This window comes from Paraliobacillus sediminis (assembly GCF_003426055.1).
In genome coordinates this window covers 796151-816723 of sequence record NZ_QJSI01000001.1, presented here as the reverse complement: position 1 = coordinate 816723, position 20573 = coordinate 796151, and the positions used below count along the sequence as shown (strand labels likewise).

Sequence of the window (20573 nt, the reverse complement as noted above, 5' to 3'; positions counted from 1 at the left end):
AATCTCATTATGATTAGTATAAAGTTCAACTATTAACTAGATATGAATTTTTTGTTAATATATCAAAATATTTACTGTTTAATAGAGATAGTAGTAATGGAAGTAGCTAAACTAGATTACTAGATATAATTGAGAAATTGGAGAGAAACTACGCTTAAACGACAGAAATAAAAAAGACGCATTCTCTAATGTAGAGAAGCGCCTGATTCTGAAAGATAAAATTATAGTCCACTGTGTTCTCATTAAAGGTCTTTGTTAAAAGTGGGGTTCAACTATATCAATTTTAGCTAATGTTTCATTGATACTCTCTAAATAATATGTATTAGTGCAAAAAAATGATCGCTCTTCGATACATAAAGACTAGATACTTTTATTAAAAACCCTCATAATATTCTTCCGTGTCCTGTTCATATTCTACTGTCTCATCACTGTCGATAGGTGCATTCGAAGTTGGTAGTTCTTCGCTATCACTAAGTTCTAATCCTGTTTCATCTACCTCAGGTTCATCTGTTACTATAAGACCGATTAAAACACCATAATGTTCTCCAATATACCATGTTGAATCACCCGTCATTTGATAGAGTTGCAGATCATAACCAAAATCCCCTGTGGCACCACCCTCTTCGTCGGTAGCAGTTGCTTCTACATTCCCAGTAACCCACAACTTCCTCATTTCTCCTACAGGTTTATCATAATCAGCTATATTATCAACAATTTGATCAGAAGTAACATTATTTTCTGTGATTTTCCACTCTTCTAAACCGACTTGCTTTGCCATCTCTTGCTCAACTAGTTTCTTAGCAATTTCCAGTGGATCTGTTTCATTACCTATAGATTCACTATTCTGTTCACTTGCTTCATTTACTTCTACTTCTTCATTCACTTGATTTTCTGCTACTGTTACTGCTGCTTCACTTACTGCGCTTTCTTCTTCCACTTCCACTTCTTTTGCAATTTGAGAATCCTCTTGCTCTATATTTCCACAGGCTCCTAATATTAAAATCGTAGTTAAAAGGGTTAAACTAAATATTTTTTTCATCATAATGCTCCTTGTATATTTAATACTATTACTTTACCATATCACAGTACTTTAATAGCGTTATTCATCCTTATAAACATCCAGAGTTATAGTAGCATTACTTTCATCTGACATTATTTTCTTTGCTCCTTTCCTTTAAAAAATGGTTGTTCCAAATCAGCACCAACTAATTTGTTAAATTTTTTTCAAACATAACCATATCTATAGCTCTAATATTATCTTCAAAAATAGGCTCCGGGTAATCTTTAAAGAAGCCCTTTTGTATTTCAACCATTCTGAATCCAACTTTTTGATAAAATGCTAGATTACCAATACTCGAATTTGCTGTTCCTGCTATTACTTTACTTATTCCTTTTCTTTCAAATTTCTTAAACGCCTCAGTTATAACGACTTTTCCTAATCCCCTACCACGATATTTAGGGTCTAATGCAATATTTTTCAATTCAACTACCTGATTTGAATGGTAAGTAAATAACACCACACCAACTATATCGTTTTTAAAATGAATAGAATACATCTCTCCATCGTTTATGTACGTATTAACTACAATTTCATTTTCATCAGCTAAAAGGAGATAATCTAGATACCGCGATCTATTTTCCGGTTCAACTAGCTCCAATTCTATTGAGGTTAAACTTTTCATATAGCTTTCTTCCTTTCAAACATCTCTATATTTTTTTCTAATAACAGGGCTAACATGCAATAAATGAACAATTAAATTTCAAATCACGCCTGAATCGATCACCAATAGAGGTGGCGACGTTGTGAGTTTCGCATTTACTCCTAGTGGCACGCCGTAATTAGGTTCACAATGCCCGAAGTAAAAATTCTCAACAACCGGAAAAGATGCCTCCGCAAAGAAATCTAGTAACACTTTTTTTATTTTCACATATTCTTCTGGATCCTCTTGGAAATCACCAAGGATAACACCCTCAACCTCATCGAAGACACCTGCCTGTTTAAGGTGAGTGAGCATCACATTAATCCGAAAAGCGGGTTCTGCTACCTCCTCAATAAGCAGGATGGCCCCATTCGTATTCACTTGAAAAGGCGTTCCCAATCCATTGGTGAGTAACGATAGATTCCCTCCAACCAAACGTCCTTCTCCTGTTCCATTAGCTATTGTAATCAGAGGCGATTTGCGAGAATCATAGGGTAGTGATTCTTTTGTAAATAGAGGCGAAAACGATGATTCTGTCGCTGCTGTTCTTTCTTCGTCATTCAAATCGGATGCCACCATCGGTCCGTGGAAGGTAATCAAGTCACTGAATTGTTGAATTGCATGAAGTAGAAATGTAATGTCACTGTATCCCCAGAATATCTTAGGATTTTTCTTTATCATTAGATAATCAATCATAGGAGCAATTCTTGCTGATCCGACTCCTCCATTCGCACAAAAAATCCCCTTGATAGTAGGATCAGTAAATGCCTCATGCAAGTCAGCAAGACGTTTTTGATCGGTAACTGCAAGGTCTTCCTCCACATCAAACACATATCGTCCAATAACGACATCAAGCCCCATTTTTTCTAATACACGTATTCCCTGTAGTAGCTTTTCTTTGTCTGCTGCTCCGGCCGGGGCAATAATTGCTACCCGATCCCCCTTTTGTAAAGCGCATGATTTGATCATAAGCATTCCTCACTTTCCTTAATGTTTACATTTGAATATTCTTATCAGGAGCGAAACACTTAAAACATTTCTTTAATATAGTCCGTGAGAAAGTATATTTCATGAAGATTTACCATCTTTCACTCTTAAGCTTGTTAACGCACGACTCCATATTACTTCTTGATCCAGTATTCGCTGCAATCTCTGCTACGTTCCATAAAGCCATACTCAATTAAGTATCTTCTAATTGTTGCAAAGTCACTGTAAATCGTTTTTAGTACTTCATTCATTTCCTTTTCAGAGTATACTTTACTCGGTTCAAAACGCTTTAAAATATTTTGTAGCACAATTAACTTTCTTTTTTCCTTACTTGGAAAAGTATCTAAACTACCATCAATCCCCTTTTTAAAGTAAGTTGACAAGACCTTTTGCTTTTCTTCCTCTGTCGTTGCGTACCGTTCATCCACCATTTTTGCTCCCTTATGAAAACTAATAAAATCAGTATCAGTTCTTTCATTCTTATTTTCATTTAAAAGGTTCATTAACGTAAGAAAAACCTTAGCTTGCTTTTCCTTTTCTTTGAGTTTAAATCTATGATTTCTAACAGTTGAAAGGCTACCACCATCTAGCTCATTTACAATTTCTTTATCACTTAACCCTTTCTCAAAATAATTCAGTAATTTTTTTTGGTGATCTGACAATCCAGTGTACTTTTTGTCCAGAGTAAGCAAATAGTCAAACACTGATACATGCGTTATCTTTATATGTTGCACTATTGCTTTTTTCGCTTCATACAAAGTACCGTCTATTGGATAAATAATTCCATCTTCAAAGCATTCACTACATATTAGGCATACATATGCATCATTTGATTGGATATATCCATTAGAAAGTTCATCAACTGTTGCATTCCAAAAACGCGCCTCATTGTCCATTTTAAAACAAAACCTCCATTTGTTTGTTTATATATAAACATTATCCATTATTGTTTAAAGTAAATCAATAAAAAAAGCATTACTTAATCAAAAGCAATACTTCCTTCACCATTTTTGTTCGTTAGTTCAATAAAGAGTATTTTAATTTTTTACGTCATAATGTAGTTCTACAAATTGATTGAATTTCCTGGTTCCTTTCAATGTGAGGTCTAGTTGATACTCTCCCTCTTTAAATAACGGAATTCCTTTTCCAATTATAGTTGGAGCAACTGTTAATATAATTTCATCAACTAATCTTTTTTTCAAAAAATATTGTAACAATTCTCCTCCACCAACAAGCCAAATGTCTTCTCCTTCTTTGCTTTTCAATTCATTTATAAAATGAACAATATCAGCATTAACAAATTTTACATATTCGTTATCTTCAATTGCAGACCTTGTAAATACATAACAATCCTTATTTTTATAAGGAAACTCCCCTGTTACGTTCCTCATCATCCAATCATACGTGTTATTGCCCATTAAAACCGTATCCACTGTCTGATAAAACTCTGAATAGCCATTATCGCCTTCACCTTCAACATTAAATAACCATTCTAATGACTCATCTTTCGTAGCTATGTAACCATCTAAACTCGTAGCAATAAACAATACTACATTTCGCTTTGCACTCATAATATCCCCCTTATAAATAACACCAGAATGTTGCAACTACCTCCAAAATTATTGAAGTTAGTGGTTATCATCAACATCAATTAGAAAAATCCTCTCCTTGAATCCACCACGTTCATTAAATTTCTTTTGCCTTACTTCTTCTACATCTTTGTACCCTTTTCCATGAATTTCAGATAAGGCATGTATAACTTCAAGAACATCAGACAGCTCTTCCATTGCCTCTTGATCATTTCCTGTATTTAGATATTCATTTAATTCTTCTTTAAACTTTGTTCGAAGTTCTCTATAATACGCTGATTGATCGAGCTTTTCACTTTTACAAAGTTGTCCATTTTTCTTGATTATTTCTGGAATTTTATCTCGAACAAGTTTATTATACGTATTCATTTACTGTCCTCCTCTTCATAAACGAACTGGTCCTTACATCCAACTTGCAAAAAACACTGATTCTTTTATTTTATAAATAGAATCAGTGTTTTTAAGTTTATAATTATCATTTCCGTAAAATTTTCTCCATCGCTTTTCCTTTTGCTAATTCATCGATCAGTTTATCCAAATAGCGAATTTCCTGCATCGTTGGTTCTTCGATTTCTTCCACTCGGATACCGCAGATCACACCTTTGATCAAAGCCCGCGAAGGATTCAGTTGAGGAGCTTCTGCAAAAAAAGGTCTCAAAGTCTGTCTGTTCTTCCAATTGTACTTCTAAATCAACCTGATTATATCCTGTCAACCAACGAATGATTTCGTCGACTTCTGTTTTCGTATGTCCCTTTTTCTCAGCTTTTTGATTTCCTTTATTTTATCATGTAATATAGTCAGACAATACCTCACAACTATAAAAATGACTCCATCAAAAGATGCAGTCTCAACTCAAATCACAACTTTATTTTTCTAAAACAGGTTCACTATCATATTTCTTTTAAAAGGTTGCCCATTTCTGACAACCTCACTCATACTGCTATACAAATCGCTAAAAAACCTAGTTGGTGACAGACACCACGCCAACACCGCTCTCAATTTTGATGTCAACACCATATGGTTCAGATAACTTTTGAATTCGATTTAATACTGATTCATTCTTCGTTAGCGTAGGCCAACCTTTACGATATCTCGGTTGTTCAAATCCCAATTCTATGGGATAGAACTTAATCTTTTGAAGATTCTCTCCATCCCAGTCCATTTGAACAATCACAGAATCCCACACTTTTGGATTTACACCCAAACCTTTTGTTCCATTTTGACTACGTTCATCATAGCCATCCGCAGCCGGTGAATCAGGATTAATACCATATTTATAAAAAAAGTCACTAGGCAAATGCTCAACAGAATCATTTTGAAAGATAAAATTACCAATGCTATAGAAAATCGGTTTACCTCGATAAATTTCTACACCTCTAACGACATGAGGTCCATGTCCAATCACACAATGTGCACCTTCGTCAATAAATCTTCTAGCTGCTTCTTGAAAAAAATCGGCTGGTTTCTCTTTGTCAGTACCAGTCATTTCATGCGAGTGTAAGCTGATGACAACATAGTCAGATTGACGCTTTGCTGCCCTAATCTCACGAATAAGTCGATCTATATCTTCCTTCAAAGGCACCCGTTTTTGATAACCTTTCGTATTAGCAGTAACCTTAAAAGTCTTTCCTGCAAATAACAAACTATTACCTTCTTGCGCAACAGAAAATCCTTCTTTACGATTAAGTTCTTCCGCAGCATCTAAATGCGTTTGCTCTGAAATATTTTCTAACGACTGAAATTGATCTTGCGTCACATAATTTATTTCTTGATAACGTAGGGGATTCACCCCTGGTCTCCCACTAATATGAGACGTTGGGTTCCCTGCTATCCAGGTTGGATGAAACGTTGAAGTCGCGCCAATTAACGCTACTCTTCCTTTTGTCGTTTCCAAGTATTTTGGCTCGGATGCAGCAGCGAGTGTCTTTCCAGCACCAGCATGGATAAGTTCCCGTTTATTTAGCTCACGCTCAGTAGCAGATAATCCGCCATACAAGTAATCCATTGTATGGTTATTTGCTGTATTGTAGAGATTAAATCCATAATACAATTTTAAATCATCTAATACAGCAGGATTAGCCATTGCCCATGTCCCACCGCTAAATGGAGAAGGATATCCTTCACTATGATGTGTTGTGATTTCTAAATTCGTAAATCTAACTTGTCCCTGCGAGAGCAAAGATTTTAACTGCAATAAATCACTGTTAGCACCAGGTAAACGTCGGGAAATGAAACTATCACCAGTGACGATCATTTTCATTTGTTGTCACTCCAATTGTTTATCTTTTAATCTATTTCAAAGAGAACCCTTGATCATTAATAAATTTAGTTAACTTAGCTCGTCGTATTTTACCAAAATATGCTTGCATCTGTTTGATCCATCCGGTATTTTTTTTACTGTTTGCTCGTTTCAGATAATAAGCTTCCGATATCTGATTATACGTTGATAGATTGTCTGTTAATCCTTCGAACTGGTATACTTCCTCATGATAGATCGTTGGTTTTAACAAACGTGGCTTTTGCTCTGGCGCTTGATCAGGATAGCCAACACACATACCCATAATTGGAACCGTATAGGGCGGAAGCTTTAATAACTTTGCAACCTCTTCTGCTTCATTACGAATTCCTCCAATCATCACACCACCCAAGCCATAAGATCGAGCTGCAAGTAAAAAGTTTTCTGCAACCAAAGCTGTATCAACTGCACCAACAAGCATATTTTCAGTTTCATTGATTTCAAAAGCCTCTTTTTGACAGGCACTAATAACAGAATGTCGATAGAAATCCATCACAAAAACAAAAAAGACAGGACATTCACTTATATACGATTGATCACCACAAAGCGTCCGTAGCTTTTGTTTTGTATCTTTATTACGAATACAAATAATACTGTATGCTTGAACATTATGCGAGGATGGCGCCCATTGCGCACATTCTATTAAATCATCAATAATAGCTTGAGAAACTGTCTGATCTTTAAAACGCCTGATCGAACGATGTGCTTTCATTAGATGTCTAATTGCTTCATGCTGATTCACTACGACACCACACCAGCCTTATTCGAGCCCGAGATTACTAGTTCTCCAGTTCCCTTTTCACCAATTATATTACCGTCTTTCATGATAATTTTCCCTCGAACAATGGTATGTGTTGGTACACCCTTCACCTTAAAACCATCAAATGCGGTTACTTTACTTTTGCTGTGTAAGTTCTCACGTTTAATCACCATTTCTTTTTCCATATCTACAATTGTAATGTCAGCATCGGTGCTAACACGAATTGCTCCTTTTTTCGGATATATTCCAAATAATTTTGCTGGTTCTTCACTCAACAAACGAACAAGATCTTTGATGGAGAGTTTGCCATCATTCACTGCATTTAGCATTAGCGAAGCCATTGATTCCACGCCGCACATCCCAGCAGGAATCGACCAAAGATCCCCATCTTTTTCTTCTTCCGTATGTGGTGCATGATCAGAACAAACATGTGAAATCGTGCCATCAGCGATTCCTTCCCAAATACCGACTTGGTCCTTCTTATATTTAACTGGTGGATACACTTTCATTTGCGGTCCGATTTGCTCGTAATCTTCATTAGACAAAAACATATAATGTGGACATGTTTCTACTGTTATCGGGTAGCCTTGTTTTTGCACGTCTCGAATTGTATCAACGGCCTCTTTCGTACTAACATGTAAAACGTGAAACCGAACACCTGAAGCTTTAGCCATTTCTATCCCCTTAGCAACGGTGAGTACCTCCGCTAGATTAGGACGACCTTCTAGTAAATCCTCATAAGAACTGCCACCTTGTTTTTCAACACGGTCGGTAAGTTTTTGGATCAACTCACTACTTTCGGCGTGGACAGCAAATAACTTACCTGTCTTTTCTACTTCTTCCATCATTTCATAGACATCACCATCATCAAATGGTGGAATGACATTTTCCATTCCAGGCTTGTAATTATACATTAACTGATACGTCTCTTTATGAACCGCATATCCCCAGAAAAATTTAAATCCTATCACACCCTTGGCATTTAACTCTTTGATATTTGCGTTATTTAATGGCCCGATACAAATTGCCCATAGCCCAAAATCAACATATGCTTTTTGTGATAAGTTCTCTTTTTGCAAATCAAAATTCGCTGCATTATTAACAGGGGGAGTTGTATTTGGCATTTCGAAAACAGTTGTAATACCACCTGCAGCTGCAGCTCTAGTCGAATGCGCAAAATCCTCTTTATAGGTAGGTCCAGGATCTCTGGAATGGATATGTGTATCTATTAAACCAGGTAAGACGTGTTTACCTGTTGCATCAATTGTTTCGCTCGCTTCTTCTTCAAGCGTTTCATTTGTTATTGCACCGATTGCACCATCTTTAATATAAACATTCGCCTGAAACATCTCTGAACCGCTAACTACTGTTCCATTGCTTATCTTTAAGTCCCAAACCATACATAATCCTCCTATCGATTAAACTACTACAGATCCAATCAGATCATGAATATCTTCTATTTCATGTTCTATTAAATACGATTCTATTTCAGCTAAAATATCAGTTAAAGCCGTTGGTTGAATGAAACTTGCTGTACCAACTTGAACCGCACTTGCACCTGCAATTATCATTTCTAACGCATCTCTTCCTGTCATAACACCACCACAACCAATAATCGGCAACGAACTGACTTGAGCAACTTGATAAATCATTCGAATAATAATTGGTTTAACTGCAGGTCCTGATAATCCACCCATTACATTTCCGATCAAAGGTTTTCTAGTATCCACATCAATCGCCATCGCTAACATCGTATTTGCAACATTTAAAGCATCTGCTCCAGCTTTTTCTGCAGCGATTGCAATATCTTGAATGCTTGTTACATTTGGCGTAAGTTTTGCGATCAATGGTACTTTTGTAACTTTCCTAACTTGCGAAATAAGCTCAAACGTAACGGTAGCATCCATACCAAAAGCTTTCCCATCTCCCTTTAGGTTAGGACACGATATATTCAGTTCTAATGCCGCTACCTCATCATGATTTCCCAAAACGTCTGCCATTTCTACAAATTCTTCAATTGATTCCGCAGAGATACTAGCAATTAGTGGGACATCATAGGGTTTGAACGAAGGAATAATATCCGTTAAATAATAGGAGATACCCTTACTTTGTATTCCAATGGAATTAAGTATTCCAGCACTTGTTTCACAAATCCTAGGTTTCGCATTACCGGCTTGAGGAAATTTTGTAATACTTTTTGGCACGATAGCACTTAATAGATTAAAATCAATTGCATCTTTCATTTCAATACCAAAAGCGCCAGATGCTGGCATTACTTGATTTTTCAATATTAATGAACCTATTTTTACTGTGGTATTTACTTTGGTCACCATTACAAAACCACCTTACTTAAAGGAAAAACTGGACCATCGATACATACACGAACAGACTTCGTTACACCTTCTTCTTGTATATCACACACACACGCGTAACACGCCCCTAACGCACAACCCATATGCTCCTCTAAAGCAATTTGACCTGGAATATCAAATTGCTCTCCAATTAGTTGCGACATTTGTGAGAGTCTGCGAGATCCACACGTATAAATACAGTCTATTTTGTATTTTCTGAAAACTTCATTGACAATCATATTCCTTACATCCACAACATCACTGGTACCATCTTCTTCTGTAACCTTGTAGACTTCTACACCGAATCCTTCTAGAAATTCAGCAGCCAATAAATCATCCTTTCTCCTGGCTGATAAAATAGCGACACAATGTATATTTTTTTCATGACTTTCTTGTGCTACAGCAGCTAACGTTGCAACCCCAACACCACGTGCAATCAGCAAGACCGTCTTCGAAGTAGGATCTATGACAAATCCTTTTCCTAAAGGTCCCATCAAATCAACTGTTTCCCCTTCCACTATCTTGGTCATTTCCGTTGTTCCTTTACCCTTAACTAAATAGAGAAATTCGACCGTGTTTTTATTAATTCGATAGACGCTAAGTGGACGTCGCAGGAATGGTGTATATTTATCTGCACATTTAATATGAAAAAACTGGCCCGGATCAATGGACGAATCGATTATGGTTGTATCTACAACCATATGCCAATATCGCTCACTTACTTGTTGATTCGAAAGCACTGGCGCCTTATATTGTTTCATTTTTTACCATCCCTTCTTTGACATTGGCTAGTTGCAACACCGCTTCCTCTAATACATCCGCACCAATAACCATGTCTTTTATAGATGTAAACTCTTCTGGATGATGACTAATACCTTTGTAGGAAGGGATAAAAACTAATGCCGTTGGACAAATTAATGCCATATTCATTGCATCATGTCCTGCTCCACTCATTAACGCTAACGATTCGATTGAGAGTGTCTTACATGCTTGTTTTAAAACATGTTGCATGTCGGCATCTAAGATAATTGGTTTTTCATCACTTAACACTTCTGTAGTCGTGAAAATACCATCTTTTTCTTCTAAGCGTTCGATATGTTTCTGTAGTTGATCGATAATACGTTGTTTAGAAGCGATATCTTGCCCTCTAATATCAACTTTGAAACTTACTCTTCCAGGAACTACATTCATCGCACCAGGATAGACATCAAATACACCCACTGTGGCAACTGTTTTGTATCGCTTCTCTTTTATTGCTGCTTCTTCAACCGCTAACACAAGTTGTGCAGCGGCAACTAAAGCATCTTTACGATACTCCATTGACGTAGATCCCGAATGAGCTGCTCTTCCTTTCACTTCAACATGTAATCTAGTCGGTGCAGCGATCGCTGTTGCTATCCCAATTTTTTTATTTGATTGTTCCAGCTCTAACCCTTGCTCAATATGAAGTTCAATAAAACCAAGAAGTTCACTATTTTTCCTTTTGGCAAGATGCAAAGAACTGATGTCCGCACCGTTACTTTTCACTGCTTCTAGTAAGCTTATTCCCTTGCTATCTATGGATTTTTCCATTGCTTTCATACTTAATTTTCCTGCCATTGCCTTACTACCAATCGTAGACATCCCAAATCTAGCAGACTCTTCTGCAACAAAACATATAAGTTCAATCGGATATAAAGTAGTCGTATTTTTTTCATTCAGGCGATAAATAAGCTCTAGTCCAATTACAATACCAGCCGTACCATCAAATTTTCCAGCATTGTAAACCGTATCTAAATGCGATCCAATTGCAACTGCAGGTGCATCTTTAAGTGCCCCTTTTCGTTTGGCAATAATATTTCCGATTTGATCCCTTGTTACATGCATACCAGCTTGCTTACAAAAATCAATAAACATATGCTGGACTTGTTTATCTTCTTTTGTAAAAGCAAGGCGCTGCATTCCTTCACCTGTGTCACCAATCGAGTTAAATGCATCTAACGTAGCTTGAATTCTCTCCCCTGACTGTTTTTGCATTATTCCTCATCCTTCATAGTTACTCTTTTTTTCTTATTTCTATTTTCTCAAATTAACGCCACGCTTTCTTTGTCTATCTAGACATGAATACCTTGGTTTTTTTATCTAAATCGATAGTCTTTTTTTATAAAATTGTGAATTTTCAATCCAATTTGTAGATTTAGTTTATCTTCCGCATTTTTGACATGTAAGTTTGATATAACTTTAATTCGTTGAAGACGGTATTTCATTGTATTAATATGAATATATAACTCTTTCGCCGTTTTGGATATTGATTCATTATTTTTAAAATAGACTTGTAGCGTCTGAACCAATTCTAGATCATGGTGTTTATCGTATTCAATCAAGCTACCTAGCGATTCATTATAAAACTTTTTAATTTCATTGGTGTCTTTTATTTCAGCTAATAAGCGATAAAAACCTAAATCTTGATAAAATATTATCGACTTGCTATCATATAACGTTCGACCAATAATAACAGCTTGGTTTGCTTGCTGATAACCTCGAACAATATCATTTAGCTCTGTCGCAATACTACCGACACCAATATATAAATCGCCTGAAACTTTTCTTTTCATTTCTTTATATATTGAGTGAAAATCTTGGTCCATTCTATCTCGCGTTTTGTTAATCGACGGATAAAGGAGAAAAATATTATTTTGCATCGCACCTATAATAATATTCGAATCAAATTTAGAACAGATTAGCTCTAAATGACTAACTAAATCGGCAATAAAAGTTATCCCTTTTTCACTTTCCATAAATTGAAGTGATAAGAAATAATATTTTTTATTTAAATCAAATCCGTGCATTCTGCCTTTTTCTAGCATAGAATCCTCGTGCTGAATGGGCGAAAAGAGTAACTCTCTAAAAAAATCACTTTTGTATTGTTGCTCTAATTCGTAGCTTGCTTTTTTTCTCATAAATTCTATCGATAGCATCGTTGTCGCGCGCTCTAATATAGCTAGATCAACTTCTAAAAACTCTTTTTCTACGTTCATACTCGTAATTGCGCCAAACATGCGTCCTTCAATCATTACTGGAGCTATAATACAATCTTGTTTAACTGACAATGTCTCATTCCATCTACTTAATCTTGTTGGACGTTGAATAATCTCCAATTCTCGTATTTCTTCATCTGTTAGTGAAGCTAAAACATATTCGGATGTCGTCGTCATATTAAAATATGGAACAAAACTGTCTATACGAATGTCATATTTCATTAGATGGGTAAGTGTTTCAATAAATTGTTGTGTTGTCCATTTATTTAATTTTATTTCATCTAATAATTTGTAGGCTTGTTCTAAATCCTCTTGAATAACTACCTTTTCATCAAAAATCACATTCATAACAGGTGAAAGAATATCTAAATAACTTACTTCCTCTGGAATTTCAATAATTGGAAAGTTATACTTCTCTGCTTCTTCTAAAATAACTTGTGGAATCTCTTCAATAAAGCGATGTGCTTTAATCGCGAGAGCAGATGTTCCTTTTGCATGAAGCTCTTTCACTAAATTATTTATTGCCTGCTGGTCATCTTTAATTGGATACAGACTGGTAATTAATAGTTCTTTCCCTTTTAACCAACGAACAATGTCTGGAACTTCCATGATTGTTACATAATTCAGTTGGCAATCGAGCCCCTGTTTACCTGCTACTACATCGCACTTTCTTAAACCACCTATTTTTAGAGCTTGCTTTAAAGTAATTGCCAATTTTCATCCCACCAATATAATTATTCGAGTAAATCTACAAGGAATAGCGAACTCTCAGGAAAATATGTAATCACGATCAACGCGACCATATTAACGGCAAAAAAGCGAAGTAAACCTGGTAACATTTGGACCATATTAAGCTTGGTAATCGTTTGTGTTACAAATATGTTAATCCCAAAGGGTGGTGTATACATCCCAATTGCTAAGTTCGCAATCATAATTACACCTAGATGTACAGGATCAATACCCATGGACATTGCAGTTGGAAAAATTAACGGTGCCAATATCGTAATTGCTGCAACACCTTCCATAAACATTCCTAAAACTAAAAGTACGATGTTGAGTAACAATAGGAAAATGATTGTCGAATCAATATTTTCAGTTATAAAGGAAGCGATTTGCTGTGGAACGCCACCGCGTGTCAAAATCCAACCTAATAATTGTGCTGCTGCTACTAACACAAGTACTTGACCTGTTGTAATTGCTGAATCGACTAATGTTTGGTAAAAAGACTTCCAGGTCATCTCTTTGTAAATAACCGTACTAACAAACAGTGCATAAACAGCCGATACACCTGCTGCCTCTGTAGGTGTGAAAATCCCTGAGTAAATCCCACCTAAAATAATTACTGGTATTAATAAAGCCCAAAAGGCTTTAAGCGTGGCATCAAGAACTTCCTTTCCAGATGCACGTTTATCTTTAGGCAATTTGTTTTTCTTTGCATAGTAATAAATGTAAATAATTGATGATATTCCATAGATAATTCCCGCCCCGATACCTGCTATAAACAAGCTTCCAACTGAAACACCCGTCACAGAACCAAAAATAATTAACGTAATGCTTGGAGGTATAATGAGTGAGATTGCGCCTGCAGACGCTAGAAGTCCTGATGAAAATTTTTCATCATATTTTTTTCGAAGCAATTCTGGATACATGATTTTACCAATTGCAATAACAGTTGCAGGACTAGAACCTGATAATGCTCCAAAAAACATACTGGATACTTGAGTCGTCATCGCGACACCGCCCGTAATATGACCAACAAGTGCACTTGACCAGCGCAAAATCCTTTTGGAGAGTCCACCAACGTCCATAATATTTGCTGCTAATATAAAAAATGGTAATGCCATCAACGCAAATTGATCGAGACCACCAAATAACCGTTGAATTAATATCATAGGTTCTATATCACTTAAGAGTGTGACCGCTAAAAATGACGATAACCCCAATGCAACAAAAATGGGAGTACTAGCAAAAAGAAGAATTATGATCAAAATTAATAATAAAGAAATCATGTTTTATACCCCTAATCTTGTATAGTTTCTGCTAACGTTTCTACTTTTTCTTTATTTCGAATAATCTGTACGGTTTGAATAGTTAAATGTAATAGTGATAATGCTGATCCAATTGGAATAGCTAAGTATATATAAAAAAGTGGAATTTGTAAGGATGGTGTAATTTGCCCCATTTCTTGCGTAAACAAGACTAAATCAATACTGTATTTAATTAAAAATACCATGAACACCATTGATGCAAGATTAACAAATAAACGTAACCCCTTTTTGACTTTCCCTTTCAGTAATTCACTTAAAAAATCTACTCCCACATGCATTCCTTTTCGAAAACAAACACTTGAACCAATAAAAGCAATCCATATCATCCCATAACGAATAAATTCTTCTGCCCAGCTTGTATTATTTGAAAAACCGTAACGAAGAACGATATTAACAAACAAAACGACTGTAACAATAAGCAGGGTGCTTGCTATAAGGAATTCTTCTACTTTATTTAAATATTTCATGTCTTACCTCCTAAAAATCATGTCGCATCACATTCTATAGGTTATATAATAATTTCATTAAAGGGACTACCCTTAGGAAGCCCCTTTTTGAAGTCATTATTCAGCTGTTACTTCATCAATTTTGTCATAAATCTTTTGTAACAATGCTTGTTGTTCATCCGTGTTATAGTATTCTTCATGTACAGAAACTGATTCTTCACGGAATACGTCTATCTCTTCTTCCGTTAACTCATAATAATTAACTCCAGAGTCAATTATTTGTTGACGATACTCATCTTCTGTATCTGTCAAAGCCTCGCGTGCTACGGTTCTAGCTTCTTCTTCTGATTCCGTAATAATATCTTTTACAGAACTCGGAAGGCCCTCAAACCATGATTGGTTTGCCATTAGCACGTAATTCATTCCACCGTGATAACTTTCCACAATTGTATCTTGTACTTCATGATAGTTATTTAAGAAAATCGTTTGTAGCGGATTTTCCTGTCCATCTACTACGCCTTGTTGTAAAGAATTATATACTTCTGCATATGGTACTGGAACAGGATTTCCTCCCCAAGTCTCATATTGTGCTAGTAAAATAGGAGATTCCATTGTTCTCATTGTTACTCCTTCAAAATCAGAAGGCTCATGAATTTCAATTCCATTTGTTGTGAATAGCTTGTACCCTCCAGGCCAAAAACCGAGACCTTTAAAACCACCTTGTTCTAATGTTGCTAGTAATTCGTCACCTACATCACTATCTAAGACTTCATACATTTCTTCTGCTTCAGTTGGCCATAAGTAAGGAAGATCAACTGCTTTTATGTCATCAACGAATGGCGATACTACTGCCGATGGTTGCATCGTAATATCAATCTCACCGATTTGCGTACCTTCTACCTGTTCGCGTAAACTGCCCAATTGAGAAGAAGGATACAAATCAACTGTGACATTTCCGTCTGATTTTTCTTCTACTAGTTCTTTGAATTTCTCTGCTCCTATATCCTCTGGACTACCGACAGGCTGATTATGACTGAATGTGATAGTAATTGGATCATAGCCTTCTTCATCACCATTCGTGTTTTCTCCACTATCAGTTGTGCCTTCACTTGATTGACCACCACATGCCGCTAGTACTAATACAAATAAAATTGAAAGTATAAAAAACATTATCTTGTTTTTAAACAAATTGATCGCCCCTTTTTATATTTTTTTACTTACTCACTACTTTACTAGAATTTTCAGAATATTACTTTGTCTGTTTAGACTAAAGGTTACTTTATTTTTTTAGTTAAAGCAATAATGAATTTTGTCAATTTAGTTAATTCCGCATGTCAGATTACCTTACATATGACGTGATAATTACATGTAATATTACAAAATAGCGGTCTTTTTAGCGTTATAAATTGAAATAATTCTTAACATTGGTTCATTCCCTCCTTATTCTTATAGTGATTTATCTTTTTCAATAAGATTTTGCTTTGTCCGATTAAACAATTATAGTATTTTTGCGTAAAATCATCTAGTACGATATACTAAGTTCTACTTATTATTCAATAAGTAATTTTAACAGGAAAAGGAATGATAAAGATGACAGAATCAAAGAAAGTTAAAGCTTTCAAAGAACTTCATAGTTTAATTCTTTTTTATGCAGAAAATAGAGATATGCCTGTAGAACCAAATTTTGATTTCTTTGGAGATATTAAATTCTATTGCGATCAATTAGATCTAGACTTCGATGAGTTCACAAATACTTTTGGGCTAAAACAGCTTTTCTAAGTTTCTTAAAAGGAAAAGAAGGATGTATACATCCATCTTTTCCTTTTTGTTTGTTGCGTTTCGGCAGAATTCAGCGTTGCCTTGCAAAACAAAGTTGAACATGTATCATGAACAATCCATACTTGACACTCCCATCCCTAAAGGAATGAGCTTTCTCACCTTCAATTCTGTAACATTAGATATACTATCACTATAAAAAAACACAAAAAGGACCACATCTTTTCGATGCAGTCTCCACTTAAAACATAACGCTATTTTTCTAAAACAGGCTCACTATCGTACTTCTTTTCCGTTTCAGCTACGATAACAGCACATGCTGCATCACCCGAAATGTTAAGAGCAGTACGAGCCATATCAAGTAAACGGTCGATACCGATAATTAATGCTATACCTTCAACTGGTAAGGAAACTTGTTCTAGCACCATTGCTAACATAATTAGACCTACACCTGGAACTCCAGCTGTACCAACACTTGCTAGTACTGCAGTCAGAACAACCATCATCAATTGGACAAATGATAGTTCTGTATCATAAACTTGAGCAATAAATATCGTTGCCACACCTTGCATAATAGCTGTTCCATCCATGTTTATTGTTGCACCTAATGGTTGAACAAAACTACTAATTGGTTTAGGCACACCCAAGTTTTCTTGCGCAGTTTTCATTGAAATTGGTAGTGTCGAACTACTACTTGATGTACTAAAGGCTACGGTCATAGCTGGGAAGAAGTTCTTGAAAAATAAGATTGGATTCATCTTTCCAATAAACAGAACTGCTGAACCATACGTTACAATTCCATGAATGAATAAAGCAATTAGAACAATACTCATATAAGAGAACATCGCATCGAGACCATCTAATCCCATTCTACCAACTGCAGAAGCTAATAAACCAAATGCACCATATGGCGCGAACTTCATAATGATATTTACTAGAAACATCATTAATTCGTTTCCTTGTTCTACTAATTTATAAATACCTTCTGTTTTCTTACCAAGCATCGCTAAAGCAAAGCCCACAAAAACAGCAAAGGTTATAATTTGCAACATATTTCCTTCTACCATTGATTGAATCGGATTTGTAGGGATAATACTTGTAAACGTTTCTACTACGGATGGCGCTGCAGTAGATTCATAATCAGCACCTGATGTATCGATTCCTGTATTTCCAGGCTTAAATAAGTAAGCTAAACCTATCGCGATTGAAATGGCAATTGTTGTTGTTATTAAGAAAAAGCCAATCGTTTTACCACCAATTCGCCCTAACTTTTTTGGGTCACCTAAGGAAGCAGTTCCTAACGTGATCGAGAAAAAAACAATTGGAACAACTAACATTTTAATTAAATTAAGAAAAACCGTACCAAGTGGACCAAATATATAACTATCCAGTGTAATAAATAAATCAGGGGCTGTAAAATGTAATAGTATGCCAATCCCTAAACCAAGTATAAGACCAATAAATATTTTTTTCGTTAAGCTCATATTGCTAACCCCCTGTATAATTAAGTCTACTATTTAGACTACTTCTATTATCCAAATCAATTTCATGATTACCTTCTGCAATTTATGCCCGTATATAGGTCGGGAATGGTCTAATCCAATTATAAGCGGACATAAATCGAAAAAAAACGTGTTATGAAATTGACTATCCGACATCATTTTTAAAACATTTAAAATATACGGCTTTTTAATTGAAATATAAAAACAGTCATTTGTCAATTTTCAAATTTTTATATTAGATTACAGATGACCTTTCATTAAAGCCAAAATGCAGAATAACGCGAAAAGTAAGGAACGTTTTTGTTTGGTAACCGCTTACATAATAATGTATAATGAATTTAAAGAAAATATTACCTAATACAGGAGGGGTAGACCATGATCCTATTTGTTCTAGGCACTTTACTTGTTTGTATCATAGGTGTATGTATAATGAGCTTGATGGTAGTTGCTAAAAGGGCTGATAAAGTAATTGAAGAAAGAAGACATATTATCCAGCATCCCTAAGAAAGCTGGGATGCTTTTTTCATTGAATAATAAACTCACAATAAAGATTCAGCACCATCAATATATACCTCTGTACCTGTTATGTGGCTCGAAGATTCCGATGCTAAAAAACATACCAGATCCGCAACTTGAGTAGGAGCACCAGGCTTATGTTCTAGTGGCTGGCTTCCATTTGGATAATTGACTGGTATTTGAACTTTTTTAAGATTATCCTGTTCAGCAAATGTATTCTTACCAATATTCGTTTCTATCGCACCCGGGCAAATAATATTAACTCTTATCCGATAAGTAGAAAGCTCTAAAGCTGCCATCTTACCAAATGCAACCTGTCCTGCTTTGCTTGAACTATATGCTGACATACCAATCCCAGAAAATGTCCTATTGCCATTAATAGAACTTGTGATAATAATACTACCACCCTTTTCCTTCATATGAGGAATGGCATACTTCGTAGTTAGAAATGTGCTTTTCAAATTTGTCTTCAGCGTTTGGTCCCATTCCTCAGGCGTGATATCTTCAATAGGCGCAACTTTTCCATTTATACCTGCATTAGCAAAAACGACATCAAGACGTCCCCACTTACTGACAATCTCCTCAATACTACTTTTCACACGCACTGGATCAGAAATATCTGTATCGGTGATGATTGCTTCTCCACCCATTTTTTCAATTTCACTTTTAACCGCTTCCGCATTTTTTTCCTTTAAGTCAACAAGGCCAACTTTTGCGCCTTCCTTGGCAAGTCGAATAGCTGCTGCTTTACCAATCCCTGAGCTCGCACCAGTTATTAATGCTACTTTTCCAACTAATAATTTTTCTGTCATCATAACATACCTCTTTTTTTCTTTATTATTTCCAATAGGTGTTTTAGTATGTATATCTAAGACTAAATTAGAGCTTACTTGGCAAGACTACCAGTAAGAATACGCAAAGGAGAAGATTACATTGAAAGAAAATGATTTCCTTACGGGGCTGAAATGGGGATTGCTATTTTGTTTACCGTTTTGGGGAATCGTTATTATTTTAGTAATAGCTATTCGCTAGTTATTTTCAAACGCAAACGCTAACTTGGAATAGATTTAGAATAACTACCTCTTTTGTAACATAAGGTGATATAATTGGATCAAGCCTTCTCATCTCTTCTAGTAAGACGAAAACAGTCATGTACTACTAATCCAGAAAGCGAGGAGAGTTTATTATGTCAGTGAAAAACAATGTAATTGATTTCAGCGACTATAAACGAAAAAGAAATGGATTAGATAGACCAATTTTTGATGAACCGACAAAGATTCACGTCGGCGATCCGAGCAATCCTAATACGACTGCTAGCTACACGGTAGTATGCAATTTCGTTCGGAATGATCGTCAATTTTTAGCACTAGAATGTGAGGACAAACTAGAAAAGCAGTGTGTGATTGTAGAAGGTATCTTAAAGAATGGCTCTTTATCAAAAGTAATCCCTATTATTGAAGCGGAATACCCTGAATTGGAAGCACTATTCAAAAAGATTTTCTTCAAGGTCAACAAAGAAACAGTTCGTAACAGGAAGCCTGCTTTGCGATTAGCTATAAAAAGGTTCTAAATAAACAGAGAGAA

General features: G+C 35.7%; 21 protein-coding genes and 1 pseudogene. 3 read left to right on the top strand and 19 right to left on the bottom strand.

Translation table 11 applies throughout. The annotated features are described in order from the left end of the window. Positions 1–373 precede the first annotated feature (373 nt). The 17 genes and pseudogenes from D2K60_RS03610 to D2K60_RS03530 all read right to left on the bottom strand — a co-directional run bounded on the left by D2K60_RS03610 (position 374) and on the right by D2K60_RS03530 (position 16383). A complete protein-coding gene (locus D2K60_RS03610; RefSeq protein WP_117168615.1) occupies positions 374–1039 on the bottom strand; it encodes a hypothetical protein in 666 nt (221 codons plus the stop codon). A 166-nt stretch (positions 1040–1205) separates the two neighbouring features. Continuing rightward, positions 1206–1682, bottom strand: coding sequence for a GNAT family N-acetyltransferase (locus D2K60_RS03605; protein WP_117168614.1), 477 nt, complete (start codon positions 1680–1682; stop codon positions 1206–1208). Between the two features lie 78 nt (positions 1683–1760). After that, complete coding sequence (locus D2K60_RS03600) at positions 1761–2669, bottom strand: S66 peptidase family protein (protein ID WP_117169095.1); 909 nt, start codon at positions 2667–2669, stop codon at positions 1761–1763. Between the two features lie 152 nt (positions 2670–2821). Then, complete coding sequence (locus D2K60_RS03595; protein ID WP_117168613.1) at positions 2822–3583, bottom strand: DUF2087 domain-containing protein; 762 nt, start codon at positions 3581–3583, stop codon at positions 2822–2824. A 141-nt stretch (positions 3584–3724) separates the two neighbouring features. Then, positions 3725–4258, bottom strand: a complete 534-nt coding sequence (locus D2K60_RS03590; RefSeq protein WP_117168612.1) for a dihydrofolate reductase family protein — start codon at positions 4256–4258, stop codon at positions 3725–3727. A gap of 57 nt (positions 4259–4315) precedes the next feature. Next, positions 4316–4645 carry a nucleoside triphosphate pyrophosphohydrolase gene (locus tag D2K60_RS03585; RefSeq protein ID WP_117168611.1) on the bottom strand — a complete coding sequence of 110 codons (330 nt, stop codon included), beginning with the start codon at positions 4643–4645 and terminating at the stop codon, positions 4316–4318. A 106-nt stretch (positions 4646–4751) separates the two neighbouring features. Continuing rightward, positions 4752–5043, bottom strand: a pseudogene (locus D2K60_RS03580) (DUF2200 domain-containing protein); the annotation flags it as partial. A 195-nt stretch (positions 5044–5238) separates the two neighbouring features. After that, complete coding sequence (locus D2K60_RS03575) at positions 5239–6537, bottom strand: CapA family protein (RefSeq protein WP_117168610.1); 1299 nt, start codon at positions 6535–6537, stop codon at positions 5239–5241. 31 nt (positions 6538–6568) lie between these two features. Next, on the bottom strand, positions 6569–7315 hold the full coding sequence (gene nfsA, locus D2K60_RS03570) for an oxygen-insensitive NADPH nitroreductase (protein WP_240335227.1): 747 nt from the start codon (positions 7313–7315) through the stop codon (positions 6569–6571). Next, complete coding sequence (gene allB, locus D2K60_RS03565) at positions 7315–8733, bottom strand: allantoinase AllB (RefSeq protein WP_117168609.1); 1419 nt, start codon at positions 8731–8733, stop codon at positions 7315–7317. Before allB ends, nfsA begins: the two co-directional genes overlap by 1 nt. Before the next feature lie 18 nt (positions 8734–8751). Continuing rightward, positions 8752–9666 (bottom strand): dihydroorotate dehydrogenase, encoded by a 915-nt coding sequence (locus D2K60_RS03560; protein ID WP_117168608.1) that lies wholly within the window; start codon positions 9664–9666, stop codon positions 8752–8754. Continuing rightward, positions 9666–10445 (bottom strand): dihydroorotate dehydrogenase electron transfer subunit, encoded by a 780-nt coding sequence (locus D2K60_RS03555; protein WP_117168607.1) that lies wholly within the window; start codon positions 10443–10445, stop codon positions 9666–9668. The genes D2K60_RS03560 and D2K60_RS03555 overlap by 1 nt, the downstream gene beginning before the upstream one ends. Then, entirely contained in the window at positions 10432–11700 is a 1269-nt protein-coding gene (locus D2K60_RS03550) for a M20 family metallo-hydrolase (protein WP_117168606.1), read from the bottom strand. Before D2K60_RS03550 ends, D2K60_RS03555 begins: the two co-directional genes overlap by 14 nt. A gap of 101 nt (positions 11701–11801) precedes the next feature. Further along, positions 11802–13415 carry a PucR family transcriptional regulator gene (locus D2K60_RS03545; RefSeq protein WP_117168605.1) on the bottom strand — a complete coding sequence of 538 codons (1614 nt, stop codon included), beginning with the start codon at positions 13413–13415 and terminating at the stop codon, positions 11802–11804. Positions 13416–13435: 20 nt separating this feature from the next. Continuing rightward, a complete protein-coding gene (locus D2K60_RS03540; RefSeq protein ID WP_117168604.1) occupies positions 13436–14710 on the bottom strand; it encodes a TRAP transporter large permease in 1275 nt (424 codons plus the stop codon). Positions 14711–14721: 11 nt separating this feature from the next. Then, positions 14722–15216, bottom strand: coding sequence for a TRAP transporter small permease (locus tag D2K60_RS03535; RefSeq protein WP_117168603.1), 495 nt, complete (start codon positions 15214–15216; stop codon positions 14722–14724). Between the two features lie 96 nt (positions 15217–15312). Next, the gene (locus D2K60_RS03530) at positions 15313–16383 is read right to left on the bottom strand and encodes a TRAP transporter substrate-binding protein (RefSeq protein ID WP_240335226.1); all 1071 of its coding nucleotides are present in this window, start codon (positions 16381–16383) and stop codon (positions 15313–15315) included. Positions 16384–16785: 402 nt separating this feature from the next. Here D2K60_RS03530 and D2K60_RS03525 point away from each other — a divergent pair, with 402 nt between their 5' ends. Beyond that, positions 16786–16974, top strand: coding sequence for a hypothetical protein (locus D2K60_RS03525; protein ID WP_117168602.1), 189 nt, complete (start codon positions 16786–16788; stop codon positions 16972–16974). 251 nt (positions 16975–17225) lie between these two features. Here the strand turns inward: D2K60_RS03525 and D2K60_RS03520 are convergent, their stop codons facing one another. After that, positions 17226–18455: a dicarboxylate/amino acid:cation symporter gene (locus tag D2K60_RS03520; RefSeq protein WP_117168601.1), complete on the bottom strand. Its 1230-nt coding sequence runs from the start codon at positions 18453–18455 to the stop codon at positions 17226–17228. Between the two features lie 393 nt (positions 18456–18848). On the opposite strand from D2K60_RS03520, the gene D2K60_RS21095 reads away from it, so the two are divergent. Continuing rightward, positions 18849–18977, top strand: a complete 129-nt coding sequence (locus tag D2K60_RS21095; RefSeq protein WP_275896235.1) for a hypothetical protein — start codon at positions 18849–18851, stop codon at positions 18975–18977. Positions 18978–19012: 35 nt separating this feature from the next. Here the strand turns inward: D2K60_RS21095 and D2K60_RS03515 are convergent, their stop codons facing one another. Then, positions 19013–19801, bottom strand: a complete 789-nt coding sequence (locus tag D2K60_RS03515) for an SDR family oxidoreductase (RefSeq protein WP_117168600.1) — start codon at positions 19799–19801, stop codon at positions 19013–19015. Positions 19802–20175: 374 nt separating this feature from the next. Here D2K60_RS03515 and D2K60_RS03510 point away from each other — a divergent pair, with 374 nt between their 5' ends. Further along, positions 20176–20559, top strand: coding sequence for a hypothetical protein (locus D2K60_RS03510; protein ID WP_117168599.1), 384 nt, complete (start codon positions 20176–20178; stop codon positions 20557–20559). Positions 20560–20573: the final 14 nt, after the last annotated feature.